This window comes from Arachidicoccus terrestris (assembly GCF_020042345.1).
In the GTDB taxonomy this organism is placed as follows: domain Bacteria; phylum Bacteroidota; class Bacteroidia; order Chitinophagales; family Chitinophagaceae; genus Arachidicoccus; species Arachidicoccus terrestris.
This window is the reverse complement of sequence record NZ_CP083387.1, coordinates 807,360-831,943: the sequence shown is the minus strand read 5'-3', so window position 1 is coordinate 831,943 and position 24,584 is coordinate 807,360. Positions and strand designations below refer to the sequence as shown.

Sequence of the window (24,584 nt, the reverse complement as noted above, 5' to 3'; positions counted from 1 at the left end):
TAAAGTACAAAAAAAGTGCTTAGGTTTGCTGGCTCCGATTTTTTATCGGAGAGATTCACTCACAGGCTTACTGAATATACCTTAGCTTGTTAACGAACCGTTACTGCTTTTTCCTTCCTGCGACAAAGACTTATATTTACAGAGCTGTTCTTTTTTGATCCGTTGGAGAAGGCGATTGCAGGGGATGTTTGTTGCGCGGATGATGAATGTTGAGGAGCTTCTATTTCAAGATTGTTCGATTTTCAATATTAGAAAAATGATGAAAAATAAGATGCTGGCTGTTGCGGCTTCCGCATTATTATTAGGGACAATGCTTAGCAGCTTCAGAGCTGTGGCTGGTAATGATAAAGATAAACGCCCCAATATTATCATTATCCTGGCCGATGATATGGGTTATTCGGACCCGGGTTGTTTTGGTGGAGAAATTCACACGCCGAATATAGACTGGCTGGCTCAAAACGGTGTCCGGTTCACTGATTTTTACAATACCTCCCGTTGTTGCCCGACAAGAGCGTCATTACTGACCGGACTATACAATGAACAGGCAGGTATAGGAGAGATGACCACTGATCAGCATCAGCCCGGCTATAGAGGTTACCTGACAGAAAACACGGTGACAATTGCCGAAGTACTTAAAAGCGCCGGCTATCAGACGGCGATGTCCGGTAAATGGCATGTGTCCAATACAAATACGCAGTCCACCAGAGAACAGCAACTGGCGTGGCTGAATCATCAGGCCTTTCATCCACTATTTTCTCCTTTAGCACAATATCCGATCCGGCGTGGCTTTGAAAGGTTTTTTGGAACGATATGGGGCGTCGTGGACCATTTCGACCCGTTCAGCCTGGTACATGACAGTACCGCAATAAAAGAAGTCCCCAAAGGGTATTATCATACTGACGCGATTAACGATACGGCGGCGGCCTTTATCCGCCAAATGAGCCAGACAGGTCAGCCTTTTTTTCTCTATGTTGCCGAAAATGCAGCACACTGGCCGCTGATGGCTAAACCGGAGGACATCGCTAAGTATAAAGACACCTATAAGGTCGGTTGGGACAGCATCAGAAACGCCAGATATAGGAGAATGGTAGCAATGGGTATCGTTGATCCTAAAAATACGCCTTTGCCAACCAGGTGGCAGGACTCTTTGCAATGGGTAAATAATGCGGATTCCTCATGGGATGCCAGAGCGATGGCGGTACATGCGGCGATGATTGATTGTATGGATCAGGGGATCGGCAGAATTATTCGTACCCTCAGGCAAACGGGCGAACTGGATAATACGATCATCATATTTTTGAGTGATAATGGCGCCAGCCCTGAGTATTGTGCCAACATGGGGCCTGGCTTTGACAGGCCTTCCGAAACAAGAGATGGCCGCAAGATTATCTATGCTAAAAATAAGCAGACCCTGCCCGGGCCCGAAACGACTTATTCGTCCATTGGACCACACTGGGCAAATGTTGCCAATACGCCTTATCAATATTGGAAAGCCATGTCGTATGAAGGCGGAATAAGAACACCTATGGTGGTATATTGGCCGAAAGGTATCAAGGCGAAAAAAGGTAGCTTTAATCATCATTTAAGCCATGTCATGGATTTTATGGCCACCTTTGTGGATATTGCAAAGGCTGACTATCCCAGACAGTTTAATGGACATGCCATAACACCCATGGAAGGGGAGAGCCTGCTGCCTGTTTTTAAAGGACAGGCTACCGACAGACAGAAACCCTTGTTTAATGAACACTTTGGAAACCGGTATGTCCGCTCCGAGAATTGGAAACTCGTAAAAAAGGCCAGTGAAAAACAATGGCATCTGTACGACATGAAAAATGATGAAACAGAAACAAAAGACCTGGCAACGCTACATCCTGATATGGTAGAAAGGCTTAGGAAAATGTGGGATGCCTGGGCCCATAGAGCCCAGGTATTTCCCAAACCGTAAACGAATAACATAATACAAATAAGAACAGCAGGCTGTAGAGGATCATCAGGGTGAGATAGGTATGGACACTTCCTGCCTTGATTTTTAGCGCCTGTTTTTGTATTACGATAAAGACAGCACAGAGATTGAGCTTTTGCCGCTGGAACTTTTATGTACATTGATCTGTACGGCAATCCTTTCTGTCATCTCCTGGACGTGGGAAATGACACCGACTTTTCGGCCCTGATCCTGCAGTCTTTCCAAGGCATCCATCGCAACTGACAGGGTAGCGGGGTCCAGGGATCCAAAACCTTCATCGATAAATAAAGATTCTACTTTTAACCGGTGAGAAGATAAGGAGGCCAGGCCAAGTGCCAGTGCCAGAGATAGGGTGTTCCTGAAAAGCTGTAATAGTTATCCCCATTGAGTTTCAGGGTGTGGATTATAACAAAATTGCCCTGCTTTGGCACAAAAAGTGTTCAAAGTAGGGCATAACTTTTTTTATAATCCATGACAAATCTACTTTTTTTTCACGAGAATCTTCTGGATAAGCATTTTAGCCAAACAGATTTAGGAATTCTTTATAAAGCCATCCCTTTTGAGCAGTTATCCGCTACAATTCCGAGTCCCCGGGGTCTTATTACCGGCCAGGGACGCAAGAGCTGGTTTGATGTCAGCGGAGGTATTGGACTGATGATCCTTAAGCACGTTATGGGCGTCAGTGACCGGATGCTGATCGATCGTATTAATACTGACTGGTGCATGCAGCTATTTTGTGGCATCCGGCTCAGGCCCGGTGAGAGAATTAAGGATTCCAATCTTCCCAGCTGGTGGCGCAGTTATATTGGGCAATACCTGGATATGGATGCCATGCAGCAGTGCCTGGCGGGTTACTGGAAGCCCTGGATAAAAGATACAGCCTTCAGCTTTGAGGACGCCACGTGTTATGAATCCTATATATCCCATCCCACTGACTGCAAATTGCTGTGGGGTGCCTGTAAGGAAGTATATGCGTTGAATCAACTCTTTAGAAAACAGTTGAAATTACGTAAGAGCCGCAGTAACTACGAGAAACATAAAACCCTGTTCCTGAACTACCAGCGCTGCAGGAAAAAGAGCAGGCGTAAGGAACGTAAACTGCGTAAGCAGCTCTTAGGTTTTTTGTACCGCCTGCTGCAGCTTAACGATGAATTGCAGGCCCGCCCCGGAACTCATATCAGCAAGCGGAAAGCCACCCGCCTGAAGACGATACGTACCCTATACGAGCAACAGCATAACAAAGCTTTTGGGGATAGGAACCCACAGATCAAAGACCGGATCGTATCGATCAGCAAGCCCTACATCCGTCCCATTATCCGGGGCAAAGAAATAAAAGCTGTAGAGTTCGGAGCCAAGGTCAACAAGTTACAGGTAGACGGCATCAGTTTTATCCAACGGCTGAGTTATGATGCCTTCAATGAAGGCACACAGCTGGTGGATACGATTTATCTGCACCGTAAACTTTTTGGGAAGTGCACGCATCATAGTGCCGATGCTATTTATGCCACTAATACCAACAGAAAGTATTGCCGTCAAAACAATATCACCACTAATTTTATTCCTAAAGGAAGGCAGAAGCCTGCTTTGGTTGAACAATCTAAAACGATGCGGGCAGCGCTGAACCGTCAAAGGGGCACGGTCCTGGAAGGAAGTTTTGGCAATGAGAAAAACCACTATCATTTAAATAAAATCAAAGCCAGGAACCAGTCTACCGAGACCTGCTGGATCTTCTTTGGCATCCTTACAGCAAACGCATCCATTATCAGCAAAAGAATGCAACAGGCGGCCGCACAGATTAAAAGCACAGCGGCCTAGAATTGGCACGCTTACCTTATCCAACCGGACTAAATAACAGGTCTAATGGCCTTGCTATGTCCCATCCACAAAAAAGCCTCTCTTTAATTCCTTTTTACAGAAAAAAGAGAGGATTTATTAGTTTAATATTTAATATGTAACAACTCCTTTGGGTGTTTACAGGAACACCCGAGATACCAGAAAGGATTCGCCACCGGAAAGGGAATATACGGATCTAATTTCATCGGCCATATCCTGATCGATCACCTGTATGCCCAGTGAATCCTGTATCCTGGAAAGCATATATCTTTTGCTGAGTACATACAGATGCTGGTTGGCATATTGCAGTAGCAGGTCTAGTGTATATTGCTGGGCAATCTCTCTGAACTTACGGCCTTCCTTGGAGCCGATGAGGCTGTTTAGCGCAGCCCACTCGTCAAATATTTTTTGCTGGCCGTCGATCTCTTTTTGAAAGCCGCCGAGTTTTTGTATATTTTTTTGATTGTTTTCCAGTCTGAACTGACGCTCCAGGAGGTCCTTTTGTAGCTGTTCCAGGGAGCTCGCCTGCGCTGCCTGTAAGGCTAGAAGTTCTTCTAATGTTTTAAGATCGCCAGCGGTCGATAAATGCTTTTTTAAATCTCGTTCCCGCTCTTCCAGCCTGGCTTTGACGTCCTGCACCTCGCTGTCTGACTGTTTTATTTTCTCCTGACATTGCTGGATCCACTGGTCGGAGAAACCAAGCAGCGTTTCTACCTGCGCTCTTTTTAACGGCGCATTTTTCTTTTTGATATTATAGTGACTGATCCAGTCTGTTATTTTCTGATCCAGCTGTTGGTGTTTTGCGGCTGCCTGTTGATAATTGTTTTCCAAAACCCCTTTTTCAAAATGGCACTTCGTCCACTCTTTTTCCAGATTTTCTGCCTGTGATCTGGCAGTCTCTGCCTGCTGCGCGGCCGTTTCAACCGCGTCCTGTAGCTGCTTTTCTGCCTCCGCAACAGACTGTCCGTCAAAGAGCTTTTTACGTTCCTCCAGCAGTCCTTCCAGTAAATGCTCCTGTTGGGTGACGGTCTGCTCTTGCTGTCGCAGCTGCTTGGTCAGGGCTTCTAATTGACGGTCAAAGCCCTGGCTTTCTATTTTGAACTGATCCACCTGCCGGCTGAGATTTTCTGACGCTTGTTGTTTCGTTTTCCAGTCAGCCGCAAATTTTTGGATGGCATCCATGAATGTATCTGGTGCTGCCTCCCAGTTGCTGAACCAGTCTGTGGAGGAAAAATAGGGGTTTAAGCTGCTTTGTATAGCCTGCAGTTGATCTAGTGCCTCCTGTAATGCAGTCTTACCAGCAGACAAAAGCTGTGTTTTTAAATGTATGCCGGATTGAAGGTCTTTTTGCGTGTCTTTAAGTTTTTGCAATCCGACTCGTTGCTTATCTGTTGTTTGTTGCAGTCTTTCCTGCTCTTGCAAAAGTTTTCGGACTGAGGCCTTTCTAGCTTGCAGGCTTTCTAAGGCCTCTCTGTGTGTTGCCAACGAACGGCTCAGCCACTGATTGATTTCTGCAGCTGACTTTTCCTTTAACTGGGAAGAGAAGGTCGTAGCGCTCCACTGTTTTTCTGCATTTTGGTAAGCGGCCTGTTTATTTTCTGCGGTTTCTTCGAGTAGCTGCTGCTGTTTCTGCCTCAGGCTGTTTTCGGCTTCTATTTGTGTATATTGTAAGTGGGTAGCGGCAAATGCTTTTTCTGCGGCATCAAGCTCATCTTTGAGGGCATCAACGAGTTGGTCCCCCAGATCCGTATGCGCATCTGTGCTGTAGGGATGTGCTGTGCTGCCGCACACAGGACACGGATCTCCCGGATGAAGACTGGCTCTTAGCTGTTGAATATTTTCAGCATGGCGTAAAGAGGCTTTGGCAATCAGATCACGGGTCGTTTTTACCTGGATCTCCAGCGCTGCGACCTTGGGTTGGATCTCTGCTGCCTGTGCGGTTAAGGTTTGTATCAACTGGCGATTGCCGGATACCTTTTGTTGGGCTTCTTCGTGGTCTTTAAGGGACCTGTCAAATAGTTCAAATTGACCCTGGGCTCTGTCCAGTGCTCTTTCTTTATTTTGCACCATTGACAGTTCTTCTTCCAAGGCATCGCCATTTGCCTGCATTAACTGTTGTTGTACCTCCCGGAGTAACCTTATGTTTTCCTCATACTCTTTCTCTGTCTCAGTGAGTTGGTTATTTAAGGCTATAAGTTGCTGGCCCTGCCGTTCTATTTCCCGGGTGCCACTGGTAATAGCTTCTTTATGTTCACTACAACGTCTGCCGAGTTCCTTTGCTTCTTCCAGTCTGCCTGTGATGAGTTCTGTATGTTCTGCAATTTTGCTGCGGTCCTGACGCTGCCGGATCCATTCCACGGCAGATTGTAAGGAGGTTTCATGCGTCTCTAATTTTGCCTGTACGGCTTTCTGTTGCTTTGCTAGCTCTTCCTTTGCTTGCAAGGACGCTGCAAGTACTCTCTGGAACGATGTCATTTGTTCCTTCGCCGCGTATATCCTGGAGTCCAGGAGGCTGGCCTGCAAAAGTGAAGGTTTAGCTTCCTTTAATGCTTTTTCATGTTCATTTTTTTGGACTGCCAGCGTCTGATACGTAGTCGTGGCTTTTGTTTTCTGGTCCGTTAACGTCTGTAGTTTTTTATCAAGTTCTTCCCTGGTCTGAGAAATTTCCTTTAACAAAGCCTGCTCTTCCAACAGGCCTTCCTGAACCGCCTTTAAAGGCCTAACCTCTAATGCCTGGTCGAGCTGAGTTTTGGTGTCAGAAAGAGCGGCTGCTGCTGAAGTTGCTGTATCATAGAGTTGAAGCGCTTCTTGCTTTTTTGCTTCAAGATCCGCTTTTTGCCGGTGCCAGCTGACGGCCTTATCGGTTAGCGTTTTTTCTTCCGACTGGTCATGGATCTGATTTTGATAGAGAACGATCTCTTCTTCTATAAGCGTTCTTTGTTCTTCTGTCAGTATATCAATATTTTCCGCTTTAGCGCGAAGGGCTTTTAACGCCTCTTCTTCGACTTTGTAATGTTCATATATATTCTTGGATATCTCTGAATAGATCTGAGAACCGGTCAGTTTTTCCAGCAGAGCAGATTTTTCCTCTTTATTTGCTTTCATGAAAGCTGTAAAATCACCCTGCGCCAACAGTACACTTCGGGTGAATTGATCAAAATTGAGACCGACCAGTCTTTCTATTTCTTTCTGGATAACTGTTTTGGTGCCGGGAATATCCTTTTGCCGGGTAATATTAAATAATGAATGGTTGTAGGCGCCCAGTTTCCCGGTTATTTTAAGACGGGCTCTTCTGACACTCCAGGTCGCTTCGTAATGATCCCCATCAATGCCCATAAATATGACGGAGGCACTTCCCTCGGCAGTTCCGTCTCTGAGAATCGCCCGGGGGTCTCCCTGATGGATTGTGTCGCCGGAGCTGTCCTGCAGTTCAATTCCCCTGCTGGCGCCTGCCTGGACATAACGGGGCGTGCGGGCATACAGCGCCAGGCATAGTGCATCCAGTATGGTGGACTTACCGGCACCGGTCGGGCCGGTAATTGCAAATATACCAGCGGAGGCCAGCGGTTCACTGGTAAAGTCTATAGTCGTCTCCCCCTCAAGGGAGGCCAGGTTATTTATCTTAATTTGTAGGATCTTCATGATGGGTCTTCTTTATGCGCGACTTCCCGGGCTGCCCGGTTAAATAATCTGATCAGATTGGCCGGTGGGGCCGTCTGAAACTGCTCTTCATAGAGCCGGTTAAAGACGGCCTGCGGTGTTAATTCACCGAGATTATTTTCAATATCGCCCGGGTTGCCCTTTCCATTGCCCTGTTTTGAGGGATAGCGGACATCTATTTTAGCCAGCCGGACATGCTTGCCTTCCAACGCTTTTTCTACCTGAAATCGCAAGCCCGGCCTGGGTTCATCCATTAATATTCTGATTTCCAGAAAAGGAGCATAAGGGCTATCGGATGGTTCCGGTCCCTCCGGCAGCGCTTCCAGCGCTCTGAGTACTTCGGGCAAAGGCGCATGCTTTTTCGGTATCCTGAGCAGCGGAACACTGACGGGCACTTCAATGGACCGGAGGTCGTGGATGCCCGTCTGATCCAGTTCAAAACAAAGTACCTGGTGTTTATACTGGAGTTCAGAGAAGGACAGCGGCAGAGGACTGCCTGAATACCGGATATGCTCTTTTCCGCCTATTCGCTGTGCCTTATGGATATGGCCCAATGCCACATACAGCAGATCCCGGTGAAAGGCGTCGGCCGGGACACATTCTATGCCGCCCATAATGGCCCGTTCTGCGCTGTCCATATCGGTGATCTCTGCCTGGGCGGCATGCAGGTGCCCCAGGGCAATTATAAACTGATCGGCTGTTTTTTTCTGCGACAGATGCTGATAAGCCTCTTTATAAAATGCAGTTACGCCCGCTGCGTATGTATAGTTTTGTAGCAGTTCTTTGTCGGTTCTGTCCACTGCGGGGTAATCGCCTACCCTAAGATAAGGCGCTGCAAGGCACCAGCCGGTGATCGTTCCATCGGCTGCGGTGATGGGAATGGAGATCTTATCGTAATTGATCCGGCCCGAAGAATCTTTTTCGATGGTGCCTACTATATGAATCCGGGATGATTCCAGTAAGGGCCGCGGCGCTTCCAGGCGGGAGGCAGAATCATGGTTGCCCGCCGTAATAATCACCTGCAGGTCAGGGCATTTTCTGGTGGCATTGTTCAGAAAAGTATAGAACAGCCGTATGGACTGCGCGGAAGGGTTGGAGATATCAAAGACATCCCCGGAAATTAACAGTAAGTCGATCTTTTCCGCACATAGAATTTCTGTGAGCCAGGCCAGGAACTGCTCATGTTCATAAGTTCTGTCATACTCATAGAAAAGTTGGCCAATATGCCAGTCTGCTGTATGTAATACCTTCATAACGGCTCTGAATGGATAAATTTTAACGCTTCGCGGTTACCGGAAAGGCTATTTTGCCGCCCGGTAAATGTAGAAAGAATCCCGCAAATTTGTTCTGAAGCCGTAAGATAATTACACACAGACCGCAGGCCTTTCTGCTATCTTACAAAAAGGAAGCAAGCTATTGGTTTGAGCGCCTTATTCCCCGGTTTTTTAGGAAAATTGCCTAAATTGCAATGAGTTAAAGCAGACTGCATAAGAATTAAACGTTAACACATGAAAGAAACGGAGGCGCTTAAAGCAAAGATCAGGCAGTTCAGAGACGACAGAGACTGGGCGCAGTTCCATAACGCCAAGGATCTCGCGCTTGCTCTTTCTATTGAGGCCGCTGAGCTGCTCGAGGTATTTCTCTGGAAAGATGCAGAAAGTGCCGATCCCCAAAAAGTTCGTGAAGAATTGGCGGATGTGCTGATGTATGCCTTGCTGTTAGCCGATAAGCAGGGCCTGGATATTACGCAGATCGTAGAAGATAAACTACGGCTCAATAATGAGAAGTATCCTGTGGAGAAGGCTAAAGGATCTGCCAAAAAATATAACGAATTATGAGTGCAAAAGCACCTTTCACCATCAATAAATATGCATTTGACGGCGCTGTGGTTGATGCGATCAGCCGTTCCCAGGAGTTCTATGAAAACAGCCTATGGCCGCTTGTATATATTCTGAAAGATGACGCGTCAAAGCAGGCATATATAGGAGAGACGACAGATGCTCCGGAGCGGATGAAAGCGCATCTGAAGAATGAACGCAAACAGCTGTTATCTGACGCGCTTCTGATCTCCAGTGATAAGTTCAATAAATCGGCGACGCTGGATATTGAATCCAGCCTGATCCGCTACATGTCGGCAGATGAAAGTTATAAATTGATCAATGGGAATGTCGGTATCGCCAATCATCGTTATTTTCAGCAAAAAGAACTTTATGAAGGATTATTCGAAGGGATCTGGGATGAGCTGAGGAAAATGAAGATTGTGCAGCGTACACTGCGGGAAATTGATAATTCCGACCTTTTCAAGTATTCTCCATACAAGGCACTCAGTGCTGATCAGGTGATGTCTTTAAAGGAGATCCTGTCCGCTCTGGTTATGGCAGACAAGAAACTTATTATGGTCAGTGGAGGTGCAGGAACCGGAAAAAGCGTACTAGCCATATTTCTTTTTAAACTGCTTAATACAGATCTGGAGACCTTTAGGTTTGCAGAATTAGGAGCAGAAGATAATGAAATTATTGAATTGGTAAAGGCGGCCAAACTACGATTCCCTGACTTAAAAATGGGGCTTGTTGTTCCCATGGCCTCATTTAGAGAAACTGTGAAGAACATATTTGCTCAGGTGAAAGGACTGAAAAAGTCTATGGTCTTAAGCCCAAGTGATGTAGCCAAACAACATTATGATATCTTACTGGTTGACGAAGCACACCGGCTCAGGCGTAGAGTTGCTTTAGGCGCACTATATAAAAACTTTGATGATAACAGTAGGCGGTTAGGGCTGGATCCATATACAACCTCCGAACTGCAGTGGATTACGAAACAATCTGACAAGGCTATTTTGTTTTATGACGCCAGGCAGAGCGTCAGGCCCTCGGATGTCCGGGCATCAGAATTTGATCAGATTTTTGCCGCTGATTCGACCCTGCGACTTAAGCTTAAATCGCAGCTCCGTTCTAAAGGAGGGGAAAAACTGGTTCGTTTTTTGAATGGATTATTGCAGATTGATCTTACTGAGACCCAGAAGCTGAAACCCATCAGGTTTAAAGAATACGAATTCTTGCTGTTCGACCGGCTGGAGGATCTGATCAGGGAATTGGATAAAAGGGAAACTGCCTTTGGCCTTAGCAGGATAGTCGCCGGTTACGCCTGGCACTGGGTGTCCAAAAAGGATAAGGCTGCATTTGATATTGATCTGGACGGTGTTCTGTTAAGATGGAACAGCTCCAGCAGTAACTGGATATACCGTCAGGGCTGCGAAAAAGAAGTAGGCTGTATTCACACGGTGCAGGGGTATGACCTTAATTACACAGGCGTTATCTTCGGTCCTGAGATTACTTATAATACCCATACGGGACTTATTGAAGTAATAAAAGGCAAGTACCATGACAGAACCGGTAAGACTGGTATCAAAGATCCAAAGGAATTGCATAAGTATATTCAGCATATTTATAGTACGCTTATCCTGCGGGGTATCGAAGGGGCTTTCATATATGTAGCTGACCCGGCGTTAAGGGCGTATTTTGCCCGTTATATTGACAGATATGATGCCAATTATAAGGGTAAATATAATGTAAAGGTTCCATTGATTCAATTGAGTCTCGAAAGTGATGCGTTAGTAGAGGTGGCCAGATCGGAAATAGATATGGACGGCGCATCTATGGCTGCAGACGCAGCCTCTTTGATCGCCTGTCAGGTGCGCACGCAAGAAAAGTTGTCGGAAACGCCCATTGCCTTACTGCGTATCGTATATGAGGAACTCGAGGCTGAAAGTAATTATTTATCCGACGAGTATGGCGCGCCAACGGATACCAGGCAGGTAGCGGAAAAGCCTGCTTTGTATGAAAAACAGTCCTGGCAGCCGGCTGGGCTGCAGGCTTCCCGTTTTATTTCCCTGCGAATCAAAGACGAGGATGGTGGCGTGCGGACTGTGGTGACGCGTTTTGAAAGATTGCTGGGGCAGCCCTTTACAGAAGATAAAAATGGATGGAAAACATCTGATTTGGATTAATTACTGATCGTAACAGATAACAACAAACCGGTTTCTAGAGATCGGCATGGAATTCTGCTGTCCGGATTAAGTGGTGGTGATGCTTTTGCAGGCAGGTAATGCGGGGTTTCAGATCATTTTATTCACCGAATATCTCTTTTAATTTTTGATCAATTTGGGCCGTGCTTTCCGTTCCGGTCACAAGGATCTTTCTTTCTTTATCCAATAAAAAATATCTGGGAATCAGGCTGACAAGATAAAGTGAACTGATACTGGAAGGGGAGTCCTGCGACGGGAACTCATCACATACCTGTATCCAGGGCATCCCTTCAGCGCTTAAAGCCTTCATCCAGTCGCTCCGCTCGCGATCAGAGGCGATACTTATGATTTCAAAGCCTCTATCTTTATATTTTTTATATATGCTTTTCCAATGCGGAATCGCGGCCCTGCAAGGGCCGCACCAGCTGGCCCAAAAATCCAGCAAGATATATTTCCCCTGCATCTTAGATAGGGTAAAGCTGGCGCTGTCGGGCTTTAACAGTGTAAAATCAGGCGCCATTACACCTTGCTGCAGTTTTTTATGAAAGCTGATCTCCTTTGTGAGATCCGCGTAATATGGTGTCATTGTCGCTTCGCCTGTAAACTGGACCAGATATTTTTGTAACGTCTCATAGCTCATATCGTTCGTTCCATTTTTATAAAACCATAGCATATAGGGGCCTGCTACGGTACTTGGATGGGCCGTAATATATTCGCTCAACCTCTGGCGCATTTGCGTAAGGGATACTTCTCTGAGTGAATCTAACCGGGCCTGGTACACCTTTTGCAGACCGGCATCATCCTTAGCGCCATTCATTAATTTAAAAATCGCCATCGCCTTACTGCGCATGCTGAGCACGGCCTTCCTGAAACGATGAATATCCTGAAAATCGGGTGACCCCGTTTCACTGACGTTGTGGATATAACGGGCCGTAACCGATCCTGTCTTAGCGGATTTAAAATACTGCATTTCGGTTGAATCAGCCTCTACTCTGAGCCGGTTATTTTCAAGCAGAAATTCAAACTGAATGTTCCCGGGCTGCATGATGGCCAGTGCCATGCGGACAGAATCGATGGAACCTGTAAAGGTAAAGCGGCCATCTTCAATGCCTGTACTATCAATTGCCGTTTTGATATTGTCAGATAGATTGACGGTATAAAGTGTAATCTTACCGCTGTCCAGGGCGTTGGTGCTGCCTTCAATCCGGTAGCTGTGCCGTTTACCGGACTGGCCGGCCGCTGTTTTGCCGCTAGTGACAAGGAGTAAAGAAAAAGCGGCCGGTAAAACTAACCGGATGAAGCTGTTTTGCTTTTTTATTACGGAGTAATACATGGGTTGATTTTTGTTTTCCTGATAAAACCCTAAGAAATTGCTGCATTTTATGACCATAGGTGAAGGGCGCTGCATAGGTCTTCATCACTAAAGATAGGATATTTATCCTATAACACGGCTCATTAGCTCGCAGATCAGCGTCTGTTTTGTCAGAATAAACTGCTGTTTGTCACTTAGGCTAGTCTGAGGTTATAGGAAACGCTCTGATGGGCTAATTGCCGATCTTTTTGAATTTATAGGAGACCGTCAGCATGAAATATCTTTTCTGAACAAGATCCTGCGTGTTGTATATGTAGTTTTGAAAGATGTATTGATAGCTGCCCTTGTTTTGATTGAAAATATCGTAAGCGCTTAGCCTGAACTCCACATTTTCTTTCTTGAAAAAGCTATAGGCCAGAGAAGCATCACTGAAATACCATTTTGTTCTCTGACCCGGATTGGGATTTGACTGGGAGTTCAGCCGGTTATTCCATTGGAATATCAGGCGGTGCGTGGGTTTCCATTTAATATTGAAATAGGTGGTGAAACTATGGTTTTTGTTAGCCTTATATGTTTTATCCTCGCTGGAACTGTTGTTGAAGTTAATGTTCCATCCGCCATTTAGCTGGATGATTTCCTTATAGGAACCATTCGCATGGATATTGATGAAAATATTCTGGTTAGTGGTTTGTGTCGCCTTTGCGTTGAGATAGAGCGGCGTTTTGTTTTGCATGGCAAATACATTCAGTCCCGTGCCGAGATTATAGTCTTTTTTGTGATAGCCCTTATTGATGCCCAGATTGACAGAAGTATTGGAGCCATGACCAAAATTAACGAAGGTGGATCTGGTGATGCCCTGTTCATCGATATCGCTTTTACCGATGATATTGTTATTACTCCAACGCTGGGAGATGTTGCTGTAAACGGAAAACTGCTTTTTTGTCCAGTATTTATTAAAATGGAAAGATAAATTACTCGTGGTTGCCGGTGATAAATCCGGATTGCCTGTCTGAAAATACAAATTGCTGGAACTGTCCGTTACGGGAGACAGGAAATAGCTGGAAGGAGGCTGCATGGATCTTGAAAAGGAGATGCCGACAGTTTTATAATTGATGCTGAGATCAGGAGAAAAGAAATTATAGTTTTTCTTTTGTACACCGATGCTCGCATCAGAGTATGTGTTGGTTAGGTTGTACCGCTCGTATTTAGCGCCCGCTTTAAAGTTGAACCTAGATTTGGCATCCTGGAACCGGTAGGCAATATCTGAATTGAAGTGCCCGTTCTCATTGCTGAATTTTATGGACTGCCCAGGCGTATAGGTGTAATCGTCCAGTAGCGATAGACGCTGATAGACATCATTGCCACTATGGCCCAGGTCATTATTGTAACTGGCTCCCATCATGACCATATGTTTTTTGTTGATCGTTTTATGTATCGAGGCCCCGAAATGGTAATTGGTAGTGGGCAGGTGGCTTAATTCATGCCGTAGGATAGAATCAGGTATATATCCCTTTACGTATTGGGTGGTAATGTTGTCGACATAATTGTCGGCGGCGTTGAGTCCGTGTGCGTAACTTCCATCCAGGTTAATGTCAATCTTTGACTTGGTAAAGGTTTTGTTATAACTGATATTAGTATTGAGATTGTTTTGCGTCGAATGACTGTTGTCTAAGCCTGAAGCCGTATTCAGGAGGTCAATATTTGTTGTACTTGTACTGGAGATATTGCTGTTAAAATTGTTATCGATGTTTCGGTTCCAGTCAAAATTATATCTCAGATATCCAGTGCTGTCTTGCTTCCAGGTAAATCCCGCATGGATCTGGTGGGACTTTGAAAGATGTTCGGTTCTGCCGTTTGAGACAATGTGCCTTGCCGTGTCCCCCAGTATCTGATCTATTACGCGGCTAAATTCATTGCGGATATGATCGTTCTTGTAAAAATATTGAACATTTAGCTGAATATCCTTGGTGAAATTATAGTTGATGTTCGTACCGGCCAGTGATTTTTTAGGGATTCCTGAAGATCCGTATCCTCCCAGGTTATAGCCACTTTGGCCCCCCATGCCTCCTGACCGCCCGAAGCCGCCGATCTCATTGAGGTCCTGCATGGTAAAACCTTCACTGCTTTGGTTATTGGAGGTGCCGATCAGGCTTACCTGCAGCGTGTCCCTGAAAAGATTGACGAGGCCACCCGTTTCATATCTTTTATCGGTTCCATACCCGCCGAAGACCTTTCCCAGGATACCCTGGCGGACGGCTTTTTTCAGCTTCAGGTTGATGACTTTCGGAATATCCTGCTTCTCCCTGGTTTCGGTGGCAACTGTATTTTTCTCATCAACGATCTGCACTTTTTTGATCAGGTCAGCGGGTAGATTCTTGAGCAGCACTTTAGGGTTGCTGCTGAAAAACTCTTTACCATCTACCGTGATCTTACTGACCCGCTGGCCGTCTGCATATATTTCATCTTTATCCCTGAATTCAATGCCCGGCAGCTTTTTGAGCAATTCTTCAACAACCGCGTTGGGCATGGTCTTGAAAAATTCCGTATTGTATTCCAGTGTATCACCTTTCATGCGGACAGCCGCGGCAGACTGAACGATGACTTCGGAGAGCAGATTCGTGTCCGGCGTGAGCGCGACAAACCTATGGATGAGGCTGGAGTCCGTATGTCTGACAGGTATATTTACCGGGATAAAGCCCAGTGATGACACGACAAAGCTGGTGCCGCTCTTTAGTTTTAAGTTGTCGAACCGGTACTTTCCCGCGGTGTCCGTGATCCCGAATCCAAGAAAGGAAGAGTCCCGGTCCCGGATCAGGATAACAGAGGCTTTCTCAAGGGGTTTGTTATCTACTTTATTAACGACTTTAAATGCGACATCGGTTTTCTGGGCATGTGCTGCCGTTAAACCACAAAAGACAAATACGGCGCTACAACATAAGTAAAATAGTTTTTTTCTCAACTGCTGACGGGTATTGGTATAACGATTCCACAATTTAAGAAAATTGTGCGAACCATTTTACCTTATAACAGGCTGTAAATGATAAATATATGTTATAGCTGTTACGGAGAACATCAGTTATTATAGTCTGCTTCGTTCTTCTTCATTGCCGGTCTGGCGGTCTGTTCCTGCTTTAGGACGGCTGCCGAACTGATAGGTCACCGAGAACACCACTGATCTGTTCAGCTGAAAATGTTCGTAGCTCTGCTGAAGCCCATTGACTTTGGTGTAGTAAGTAGGGGCACTGTTCTTGAAGATATCCGTTGCGTTAAGTCCCAGGGTCCATTTTTTATCAGGTGTGGTATAGAGCAGGCCCAGATCTAAAGCGTTATACGTATTGGTGGTACCGATATGATCTACTTCCGGGAACTGACACCAGAAGTTAACGGCGCCGCTAAAGGTCTTTTGTTTATTTAAATAAAACGTATTGCCCATAGATAAGTATTGTCCCCCGCCTTCCAGATCTTCTACATAATCCAGATCAGACTTACTATTGGTATAATAGAGGTTAAACTGCAGTGCAGCCTCCCACCAATGAGCGGGTTGCAGGTTGACTCTTTCCTGGATGCCCCAGGTGGAGGTCGTTAGAAAGTTCAGGGGCGTACGGTAAACCAAAGTCGTATCCATTGACCCGATGGTCAGGTTGTCGAACCCATTATTGGTATGCCGGTAGTACAAAGAAGAATAGAGTAGTTGCTTATAACTGTGACCGACTTCGAGCTGGCTGGTATATTCCGGTTTGAGGGCCGGGTTGCCGTCATAATAGGCAAAAGCCGTGAGTAGAGAGCGGTAGGGGTTCAGTGTCCAGAAAGTTGGGCGGTTGATCCGCTTGTTGTACTCCAGCCACAGATTATTTTTACCGTCCGGCGCATAGGAGAAGGAGACGGAAGGATAGAATTTTATATAGCTGCTTTTATCGGTTTTGCCCAGAGAAATAGAATGGCCCTTAACAGTGGTATATTCCGCGCGAACGCCTGCGTTTAGGGTAAAGGCCGACCATTTTTTAGACCCCTGTATATAGGCGGCCTGCGTATTCTCTGTGTATTCGTAGATATTGCTTTTACTGCTGTCATAGACCTTGTTTCCTGTAAGGACGTTATAATACAGTGCATCACTATAAATATTGATATTACTGAGTTTGGCCCCGATCATCCAGGTAGCGAAGCCTGTTGGCAGGGTCAGGTCTGCTTTGGCAGTATAGATCAGGATATTTTGCTTGGCGGTATTGTAGAAAAGTGAAATGTTAGACTCAGGAGACTGCAGATCCGGAATCTGCGTATATCCTTTAAAATTAGAATAGTCTGTCCGAAAAAAATTAAAGTAGTCTGCATCCGCACTCAGCGTTGTTCCCTTGCTGTCCAGTTTAGTATTGTAATGCAGGTTTAAGGCGTTTGTTTTGGCGATCGGGTTATAGACGGCGTAGCTTCTGATCACGGAGTCCGTCCGGCCGGAGGCATTGTCGGTAATATAATTTTTGACGTCATCATGACCGTTTAAGTTACGGCCCTCTTCTCTATATCCAAAATGGTAGCTGAGCTGCAGCTGACTGTTTTTACTGATCTGATAGCCCAGACCGGTGGTCGCTGTATAATCATCTATGCGGTATATCCCCGTGTCATTAAGTGACCAGTGGTGATCCGGATACTGTACGCCGATGATCCAGCCCATGAGTTCCTTGGAGCGCTTTAAATTGAAATTGGCAAAAGCGTTCCATTTATCTTTTTTATAATTGACAGAGCCGTTCAGGTTGACATTATTGTAGGTGTTTTGCCGGCCATACGTTCCCTGGACAGCCCCGCTCCAGCCATCCTGCTTTCCCGTTTTGGTGATGATGTGAATGATGCCGGCGCTGCCCGCCGCGTCATAATTGGCCCCCGGGCTGGTGATCACTTCAATTTTTTCGATGTCTCTGGCTGCATAAGATGCCAGATAGTTGGTCAGGTTCTTATCACTGATGTCCATCATTTTATTATCCACCATGATCTTTACCGATCCTTTGCCGGCCAGGCCAATGTCGCTGCCACTGATCTTTACGCCAGGTATCTTGGAAAGCGCTGTGAGCGCATTGCCGCCCTGCGCTGTAACACTGCCGGAAACATTGAAGATGATTCTGTCCGGTTTTTGCTCGATGGCTTTTTTCCTGCCGGTAACAGTTACCGCACTTAATTCTTCTGTGTAGGGCTGTAACGCTACCGTCAGTGTGGAATCGCCGCTTAATTGAATGTATATTGCTGTGGGGACATATCCTGTCTTTGAAATCTTCAGTTCGTACAACCCTTTTTGGAGTGCTGTAAAATGAAATGATCCCTGATGACTATTCTGGCCTTTTTTGACTGTCGTATCCGCCATGTATTGAATCCTTATACTGGCATCTGAGACCTCCTGTTGATGGTTGTCAAGTATGTGGCCGCTAAGAGAGACCTGTGCTGTTGAAAGATGCTGTATGAATAAAAGGCTTAAAACGGTAAAAAAGGAACGTGTAAAAACAGTCATGAATATGAATAAATTCGAATATGATGATAAAACTTCAAATCTAAAACCTTTGAATGGATTAGACTGATAAAATATCTTTAACATTTAAATAATACGCAAACGTTTGCCTTTCGGGCAGTTGCATGAAAATCTTATAACCTTTCCGGGAAATTTTATAATAGTGCCTCAGGCAAATAAATTACCTTTGGGTTGCTATTTAAAGACAGCTTTTGAAACGCAGCGTATACATATTTTTCTTATTGCTTTTAGGCCTGGTGTATACGCCGGGCTTAACGAAGGCATGTGCGGAGAAGGAGATGACCGGTCACAATACGCATGCATGTTGCCGGCATATGCACCATAATGATGAAGCAGGTAAAGCAGCGGCCCGGTCTGAAAAGAGCGCAAAAAACAACTGGAAGCCTTTATCAGATGCGGAGCATGGCTGTGGACCGGCAGCTGAGGCGGAGCGCGGGCATTCTCAGGCGCCCTGTTCTGACAGCTGTAGTCATGGATGTCATTGTACGGTCACAGGAATAGCACCGCTTTTTCTGGCTAAAAGACCGGTGGTGCATTTTCCTGCTTTCTACAGCCATACACCCACACTAGTCGCGCTGCCGCTCAGGCTTCCTGCCGGATTTGATTTTATCTGGCGGCCGCCCAAAATAGGATAAACCTCAAAGGTGCCTTTCCCGGTACCTGGTGTAATCTGGTAGATCCTATTTTGTAAAATTTAAAATCATAATGATGAAAAAGATATTTTTCACGATCGCCCTGTTGTCTACAGCTTTTCTGGCAGTAGCTACTGGCGCCACAGTTAATCAATCAACAACGTACATACATACGACGCTGCATATAGTCAACGGTACTGCAGATGCCGGACCGGTTATAAAGGCTTATTTATCGGTAAAGGATGCCCTCGCTTCAGATAATGCTGCAGCCGCTGCCCAATCGGGAAATGCACTTTTGGCGGCACTAGGACAGCTGGAGAAAGAAGCAACGGCCGCCAAAGCCAAAGAGGCTTTCGATAAGGATGGCCAGGCCGCGCTAAAAAGCGCACAGGCCATTGGGAAGTCCGGTGATATTAAAGCACAACGAAAAGCCTTTAAGGATTTGAGTGAACATTTGTACAGCCTGATCAAAGTCGTTGGGACCTCTGAAACGCTGTACCTGGATTACTGCCCCATGGCGAAGGCCAGCTGGCTCAGTGATAAGAAGCCTATTGTGAATCCCTATTACGGGTCGTCCATGTTGACCTGTGGTTCTGTGAAAGAGACCATAGAGCCCTAGCTAATATAACTCAGGAAATTTAGACGAACCCATTATAGAAAGCAGGTCGGATGGTACGACAGCCGGCGGGGTAAGTGTCATATTGAGCAGCGCACCATGTAAGGGACAGATAACTGTACCTGTGATGCATGGCCTGTCAATAGGATAATTATGCCTGCAGCCTGGCTGGCGATGAAGATCCGACTTCCTGCCGGGTACAACTATTAAAAAATACAAATGAAAATATATTTTAAAGGGGGCGCGCTGTGCCTGGCACTGCTGCTGACTTTTGGCAGTGGAAAAACCGATGCCCAGACGCACCCCCGTTTTGACCATGGCAACAATAAGGTCTATACACCGTTTAACGCTTTCGCTGTTCCGGTAGCGCAGCCGACCGTCCCCGGTCAGGAACCTCCGGTAGGGAAACTCTCCAATATGGAAAAGGATATCGCCACAAAACCTGTCAAGGCTGCCGGGGCCGGTATCCATTTTGCACCCGGAACGATCGATGCCAAAACGGTCCGGTATGATCTTTACGTGTCAGATTCCATGGTGAACTATTCCGGAAAAACAAGACCTGCCATTGCCGTAAACGGCCAGCTTCCTGCGCCCACCCTGGTCTTTACGATCGGCGATACCGCCCTGATTTATGTACATAACCAGTCGGACGAACCGACAGCCGTGCATTGGCACGGTGTTCAGCTCGCTAACAGAATGGATGGGGTCGCTTATCTGACCCAGCACCCGATTCCGCCACATACAACCTATATCTACAAGTTTCCGGTCGTACAGGCCGGTACTTACTGGTACCACAGTCATTATGCGCTGCAGGAACAGGTAGGCTTATATGGCGCCTTGATCTTTAACAAAAGAACAGAGCCTGAGATACCGACCATTCCTGTGGTGTTGAGTGACTGGAGCGATATGAAACCAGAGGAGATTGACCGCAGGCTGCATACCGGCTCGGATTGGTTTTCGGTGAAAAAGCATGCGGTACAGAGTTACAGCGAAGCGATTGCCGCCGGTAAACTGGGCGTCAAACTGGTGAATGAATGGAAAAGAATGAAGGCCATGGATGTCAGTGATGTGTATTATGAAAAGTTTCTGGCAAATGGATCAGACTCCAGTCAGGTGAAAGGCTTAAAAGCGGGAGAAAAGGTCCGGTTGCGTGTCGTCAATGGTTCGGCTTCCACTTATTTCTGGCTGACATTCAGTGGCGGTAAATTAATGGTCGTTGCCAGCGATGGCAATGACGTCATGCCGGTGTTGGTGGATAATATGATCATCGGGCCTTCCGAGACCTATGATGTTGTCGTGACGGTTCCGGACGCTGGTGCCTATCAGTTTCTGGCAACAGCTGAAGACCGGACAGGGGCAGCGTCCCTCTGGCTGGGAGAGGGGCGGCGCCGTCCCGCCAGAGCGCTGGCCAGGCTCAGTTATTTTAACGGGATGAAGATGATGAATGACATGATGAAGACCAGCGGCCAGATGAATGATATGGGAATGGCCATGTCTTTACAGACCATGGACATGAACCGGGTGATGTATCCGGAGTTGACAGGTGGGGCAGGCCCAGGAAATGCTGCGCCGGAGATGCATATGCACGGCGGTATGAAAACGGACAGCGGGAAATCCATAGAAAAAAGTATGGATATGCCTTCTGGTCACGGGCATGCAGCAACCGGTGAGGTCTATACCTGCCCCATGCATCCTGAGGTGCAGTCAGCCGGTAAAGGGAAATGTCCCAAGTGTGGTATGGAGCTGGTCAAAAAAGCAGCGCCCATACGTCACACCTCCAAACACGAACAGGCAGCGGCCCATACGGGGTCTGACGCAGCCGGGATGTCTCCATCTGCTCCTGTTACATTGAATTATAATATGCTGGAAGCCACTCATGAGACCACACTCGCGGAAGGGCCCTGGCGTACGCTTAATTTTGAGCTGACAGGAAATATGAACCGTTATGTCTGGACGATTAACAATAAAACGGTTTCCGAGACGGATAAGATACGGATCAAAAAAGGAGAAAATATTCGTATTATCCTGAAAAATAACTCTATGATGCGCCATCCCATGCATTTGCACGGACATGACTTCAGGCTGCTCAACCAGTATGGCAGCAGATCGCCCATGAAAAATGTCGTGGACATCATGCCCATGGAAACCGATACCCTGGAATTCAGCGCATCGGAAAGCGGAGACTGGTTCTTCCACTGCCATATTCTCTATCACATGATGAGTGGCATGGGCAGGATTTTTACCTATCAGGACAGTGAGAAAAATCCGGAAATGCCGCATCCTGATATGGGCTATAAAATGCTGAAGATGGATGACAGAATGTTTCATCTGAAGGCGGAAAATGATTTTGCCACTAACGGTAACGACGGAAGCCTGGTGTATGCCAATACCAGATGGTCATTTGAGGGAGAATGGCGGCTGGGGTATAACAGCAGTGACGGTTATGAAGTGGAAACGCATTTTGGCCGCTATGTGGATCAAATGCAATGGCTGTTTCCCTACATAGGCGTCGACTGGCGATACAGGAAGCATAGTAAGGAAGAAAAAAGTCTGTTTGGTCAGAAAAATACGAAGGATGACCGTAAGGTCTTACACGTGGGGCTGCAATACACACTTCCCTGGCTGATGGTACTGGACGGCAGTGTGGACCATAATGGTTATTTCAGGTTACAGTTAAGCAGGGAGGATATTCCGCTCACACCGCGTTTAAGGGCCATGTTTATGGTGAATTCCGATCGGGAATATTCCTTTGGAGGTAAGTATATATTGACCAAGCTCTTCTCTCTGTCTACGCATTATGACAGTGATATGGGCTGGGGAGCAGGCATCACGCTGACCTATTAACGGGGCAGCCCATAGCTGGGCGGGCAATACCATCCATACGATCAATACAAAGCTACCCGGCTGATGTGATGCATTATCCGGGTAGCTTTGTATATTTTGTCCTGAATTGACTGCTTTATTATCCAAAATAGCCGCCGGTCGGATTTCCCCTGTCCCTTTTCTTTTTGTTTCTGGCTGCCGCATGTATCTTTAGAGACTTCTACTTTTACCAATACAGGATCTCCAAAAGCCGGAAAATGAAAAAGAGCATCGTACTTATTGTGATTTGTTTTACTGCCCGCAAAGCAACTGTTGCGCAAAATAAGGTTCCCGTAAACCCCAGGGTTTTAATCAGTACAGATATCGGTGGGACAGATCCGGATGATAATCAGTCCATGGCGCATCTGTTGATGTACAGCAACGAGTTTGCCCTTGAAGGGCTGGTGTCCTCACCCTCTTATGGAAATGGCAGCAAAGAAGAGATCCTTCGGATGATCGATCTGTATGCCAAAGATCTGCCGGCGCTGTGGGCCCATGCAAAAGGGTTTCCTACGCCCGGTTATCTGAGATCCATCTGTAAGCAAGGCGTTCGGCGCGCAGCTCCTTACGCGGGATTTGCTGCGCCCACAGAAGGATCCAGATGGATCATACACTGTGCAAAGAAAGCCAGTCCGCAGCCTTTATGGATACTCGTATGGGGTGGGCTGGACGATCTGGCGCAGGCCTTGCATGACGCACCTGAGATTCAAGACAGGATCCGGGTGTATTTTATCGGTGGGCCTAATAAAAAATGGTGCGTGAACAGTTATGCGTATATCGCACGAAACTTTCCGGATCTCTGGCTGATTGAGAGTAATGCGACTTTTACCGGTATGTTTACAGATGACCAGGCGCCGGCTGAATTAAAGAAAGCCAGTTATTATGATAACTGGATTAAAGGCCACGGGTTTCTGGGAACTGATTTTAAAAACTATTATAAGGGGGAGCCTAAAATGGGCGATACGCCCTCTTTGTTATATATGATGGACGGTGACCCGAATCATCCTGAAAAAGAAAGCTGGGGTGGAAGCTATATTCCTTTTTCCCGGAGTCCGCGCCGTGTCTTTGACAGAGATCTGACCGTTCAGGATACGGTTCCTGTCTATTCAGTGATTGAATTAATATTGAAGGGGCCTGTGCTCGATCTGGCCAAAGATTCACCCTGCTTCAAAATGGATGTCCATGCGGGAATCGGGCTGCAAAGCTGGCCTGGATATTATCTGGGAGCCGGTCTTTACGGTATCAGGTATTCACCTAAAAAGGCTGAAAAACTGGCCTATGAGATCCGCTCGGATCTACCGGGCTTTCAGAATAGAAAAGGGTCTTTTGTTGTCCGTAATAAGTGGCCCGGCAAGCGGGATCCGCAAAATTATGCGCTGGGAAACCACTGGTTCACAGACCGGCCGGATCCGGATCTTTTTTGCGGCTACAGCCAGGGCGCCAGGACGGTTCAAAAATGGAGAAACGCCTTTTTAAAAGACTGGGCCAAACGCTGGTCCTGGTTGAAGTAAAGATTCCTTGCCTGCTATATTGATACCTGGCAACCGTACTGTACCTTGGTGTCCTGCGTTTACACTAAAGTTCGAACCTTCAAAGAATCTTTGCTGACGCATTTTAATTTGAGGCAGACCGGACGATCAATTCTTTTAATTGAAAGCAATTACGGGCCGGTTTCTTATCGCCCGGCATAATGACGCGTAAAGGGCCTTTGGCACTGTTGAGCGCCTGGCCGTCTATCAGACAGGCTATAATGGGTAGATCCCTGACAAAAGAGCTGTCCAGCTCTGCCAATGAATAGACGACCCGATAGCCGTCGGCACAGACAGCCAGCACATATTTTGAAAGGTTCCCGCCACGTAGCAGGCTGCCCATGGTTACGCCGGCCCTGGAAAGCATATCCTGTATATATACCCCTTTGTACGTGAGTTGCAGCGATGTTGCCGGAATCAAAATGAAAGAAATCTTGAAACGCGAATGGCTTGCTGACAACAATGTCCGGAAAATTAATTTTATAAAAATGACACATTGTTGCAAATTATATGATACATTTGCCAAAATGCAACGTTATTGCAAAAATAGATTTTAGATATAAATCATGAGGTACCCGGTTCGGATTTTATGCTTGTTAAGCATTTTATGGATAAATATATTAACAGGGAAGGCTGAGAGCAAT

The 24,584-nt window shown here is 46.4% G+C and carries 14 protein-coding genes; 8 read left to right on the top strand and 6 right to left on the bottom strand.

The features are described from left to right. Positions 1 to 256: 256 nt before the first annotated feature. Positions 257 to 1,945 (top strand): arylsulfatase, encoded by a 1,689-nt coding sequence (locus tag K9M52_RS03275; RefSeq protein ID WP_224070640.1) that lies wholly within the window; start codon positions 257 to 259, stop codon positions 1,943 to 1,945. Between the two features lie 489 nt (positions 1,946 to 2,434). Next, positions 2,435 to 3,778 carry a transposase gene (locus K9M52_RS03270; protein ID WP_224068328.1) on the top strand — a complete coding sequence of 448 codons (1,344 nt, stop codon included), beginning with the start codon at positions 2,435 to 2,437 and terminating at the stop codon, positions 3,776 to 3,778. Positions 3,779 to 3,934: 156 nt separating this feature from the next. Here K9M52_RS03270 and K9M52_RS03265 read toward each other — a convergent pair whose 3' ends face one another. Next, positions 3,935 to 7,438, bottom strand: coding sequence for an AAA family ATPase (locus tag K9M52_RS03265; RefSeq protein ID WP_224070639.1), 3,504 nt, complete (start codon positions 7,436 to 7,438; stop codon positions 3,935 to 3,937). Beyond that, positions 7,435 to 8,709, bottom strand: a complete 1,275-nt coding sequence (locus K9M52_RS03260; protein WP_224070638.1) for an exonuclease SbcCD subunit D — start codon at positions 8,707 to 8,709, stop codon at positions 7,435 to 7,437. Before K9M52_RS03260 ends, K9M52_RS03265 begins: the two co-directional genes overlap by 4 nt. Before the next feature lie 255 nt (positions 8,710 to 8,964). Here K9M52_RS03260 and K9M52_RS03255 point away from each other — a divergent pair, with 255 nt between their 5' ends. Next, positions 8,965 to 9,294, top strand: coding sequence for a nucleotide pyrophosphohydrolase (locus tag K9M52_RS03255; RefSeq protein WP_224070637.1), 330 nt, complete (start codon positions 8,965 to 8,967; stop codon positions 9,292 to 9,294). After that, complete coding sequence (locus K9M52_RS03250; protein WP_224070636.1) at positions 9,291 to 11,462, top strand: DUF2075 domain-containing protein; 2,172 nt, start codon at positions 9,291 to 9,293, stop codon at positions 11,460 to 11,462. The genes K9M52_RS03255 and K9M52_RS03250 overlap by 4 nt, the downstream gene beginning before the upstream one ends. A gap of 118 nt (positions 11,463 to 11,580) precedes the next feature. Here the strand turns inward: K9M52_RS03250 and K9M52_RS03245 are convergent, their stop codons facing one another. The 3 genes from K9M52_RS03245 to K9M52_RS03235 form a co-directional block, all read right to left on the bottom strand. Beyond that, positions 11,581 to 12,813 (bottom strand): TlpA disulfide reductase family protein, encoded by a 1,233-nt coding sequence (locus K9M52_RS03245; RefSeq protein WP_224070635.1) that lies wholly within the window; start codon positions 12,811 to 12,813, stop codon positions 11,581 to 11,583. Between the two features lie 211 nt (positions 12,814 to 13,024). Next, entirely contained in the window at positions 13,025 to 15,784 is a 2,760-nt protein-coding gene (locus K9M52_RS03240) for an outer membrane beta-barrel protein (protein ID WP_224070634.1), read from the bottom strand. Between the two features lie 87 nt (positions 15,785 to 15,871). Then, positions 15,872 to 18,283 (bottom strand): outer membrane beta-barrel family protein, encoded by a 2,412-nt coding sequence (locus tag K9M52_RS03235; protein ID WP_224070633.1) that lies wholly within the window; start codon positions 18,281 to 18,283, stop codon positions 15,872 to 15,874. Between the two features lie 209 nt (positions 18,284 to 18,492). Here K9M52_RS03235 and K9M52_RS03230 point away from each other — a divergent pair, with 209 nt between their 5' ends. The 4 genes from K9M52_RS03230 to K9M52_RS03215 all read left to right on the top strand — a co-directional run bounded on the left by K9M52_RS03230 (position 18,493) and on the right by K9M52_RS03215 (position 23,922). Further along, a complete protein-coding gene (locus tag K9M52_RS03230; RefSeq protein ID WP_224070632.1) occupies positions 18,493 to 18,936 on the top strand; it encodes a hypothetical protein in 444 nt (147 codons plus the stop codon). Positions 18,937 to 19,006: 70 nt separating this feature from the next. Beyond that, positions 19,007 to 19,552, top strand: coding sequence for a DUF3347 domain-containing protein (locus K9M52_RS03225; protein WP_224070631.1), 546 nt, complete (start codon positions 19,007 to 19,009; stop codon positions 19,550 to 19,552). Positions 19,553 to 19,768: 216 nt separating this feature from the next. Continuing rightward, complete coding sequence (locus K9M52_RS03220; RefSeq protein WP_224070630.1) at positions 19,769 to 22,393, top strand: multicopper oxidase domain-containing protein; 2,625 nt, start codon at positions 19,769 to 19,771, stop codon at positions 22,391 to 22,393. Positions 22,394 to 22,629: 236 nt separating this feature from the next. Then, positions 22,630 to 23,922: a nucleoside hydrolase-like domain-containing protein gene (locus tag K9M52_RS03215; RefSeq protein WP_224070629.1), complete on the top strand. Its 1,293-nt coding sequence runs from the start codon at positions 22,630 to 22,632 to the stop codon at positions 23,920 to 23,922. A 103-nt stretch (positions 23,923 to 24,025) separates the two neighbouring features. On the opposite strand, the gene K9M52_RS03210 is transcribed toward K9M52_RS03215, so the two are convergent. After that, positions 24,026 to 24,403 (bottom strand): molybdopterin-dependent oxidoreductase, encoded by a 378-nt coding sequence (locus K9M52_RS03210; RefSeq protein ID WP_224070628.1) that lies wholly within the window; start codon positions 24,401 to 24,403, stop codon positions 24,026 to 24,028. Between the last annotated feature and the right edge of the window lie 181 nt (positions 24,404 to 24,584).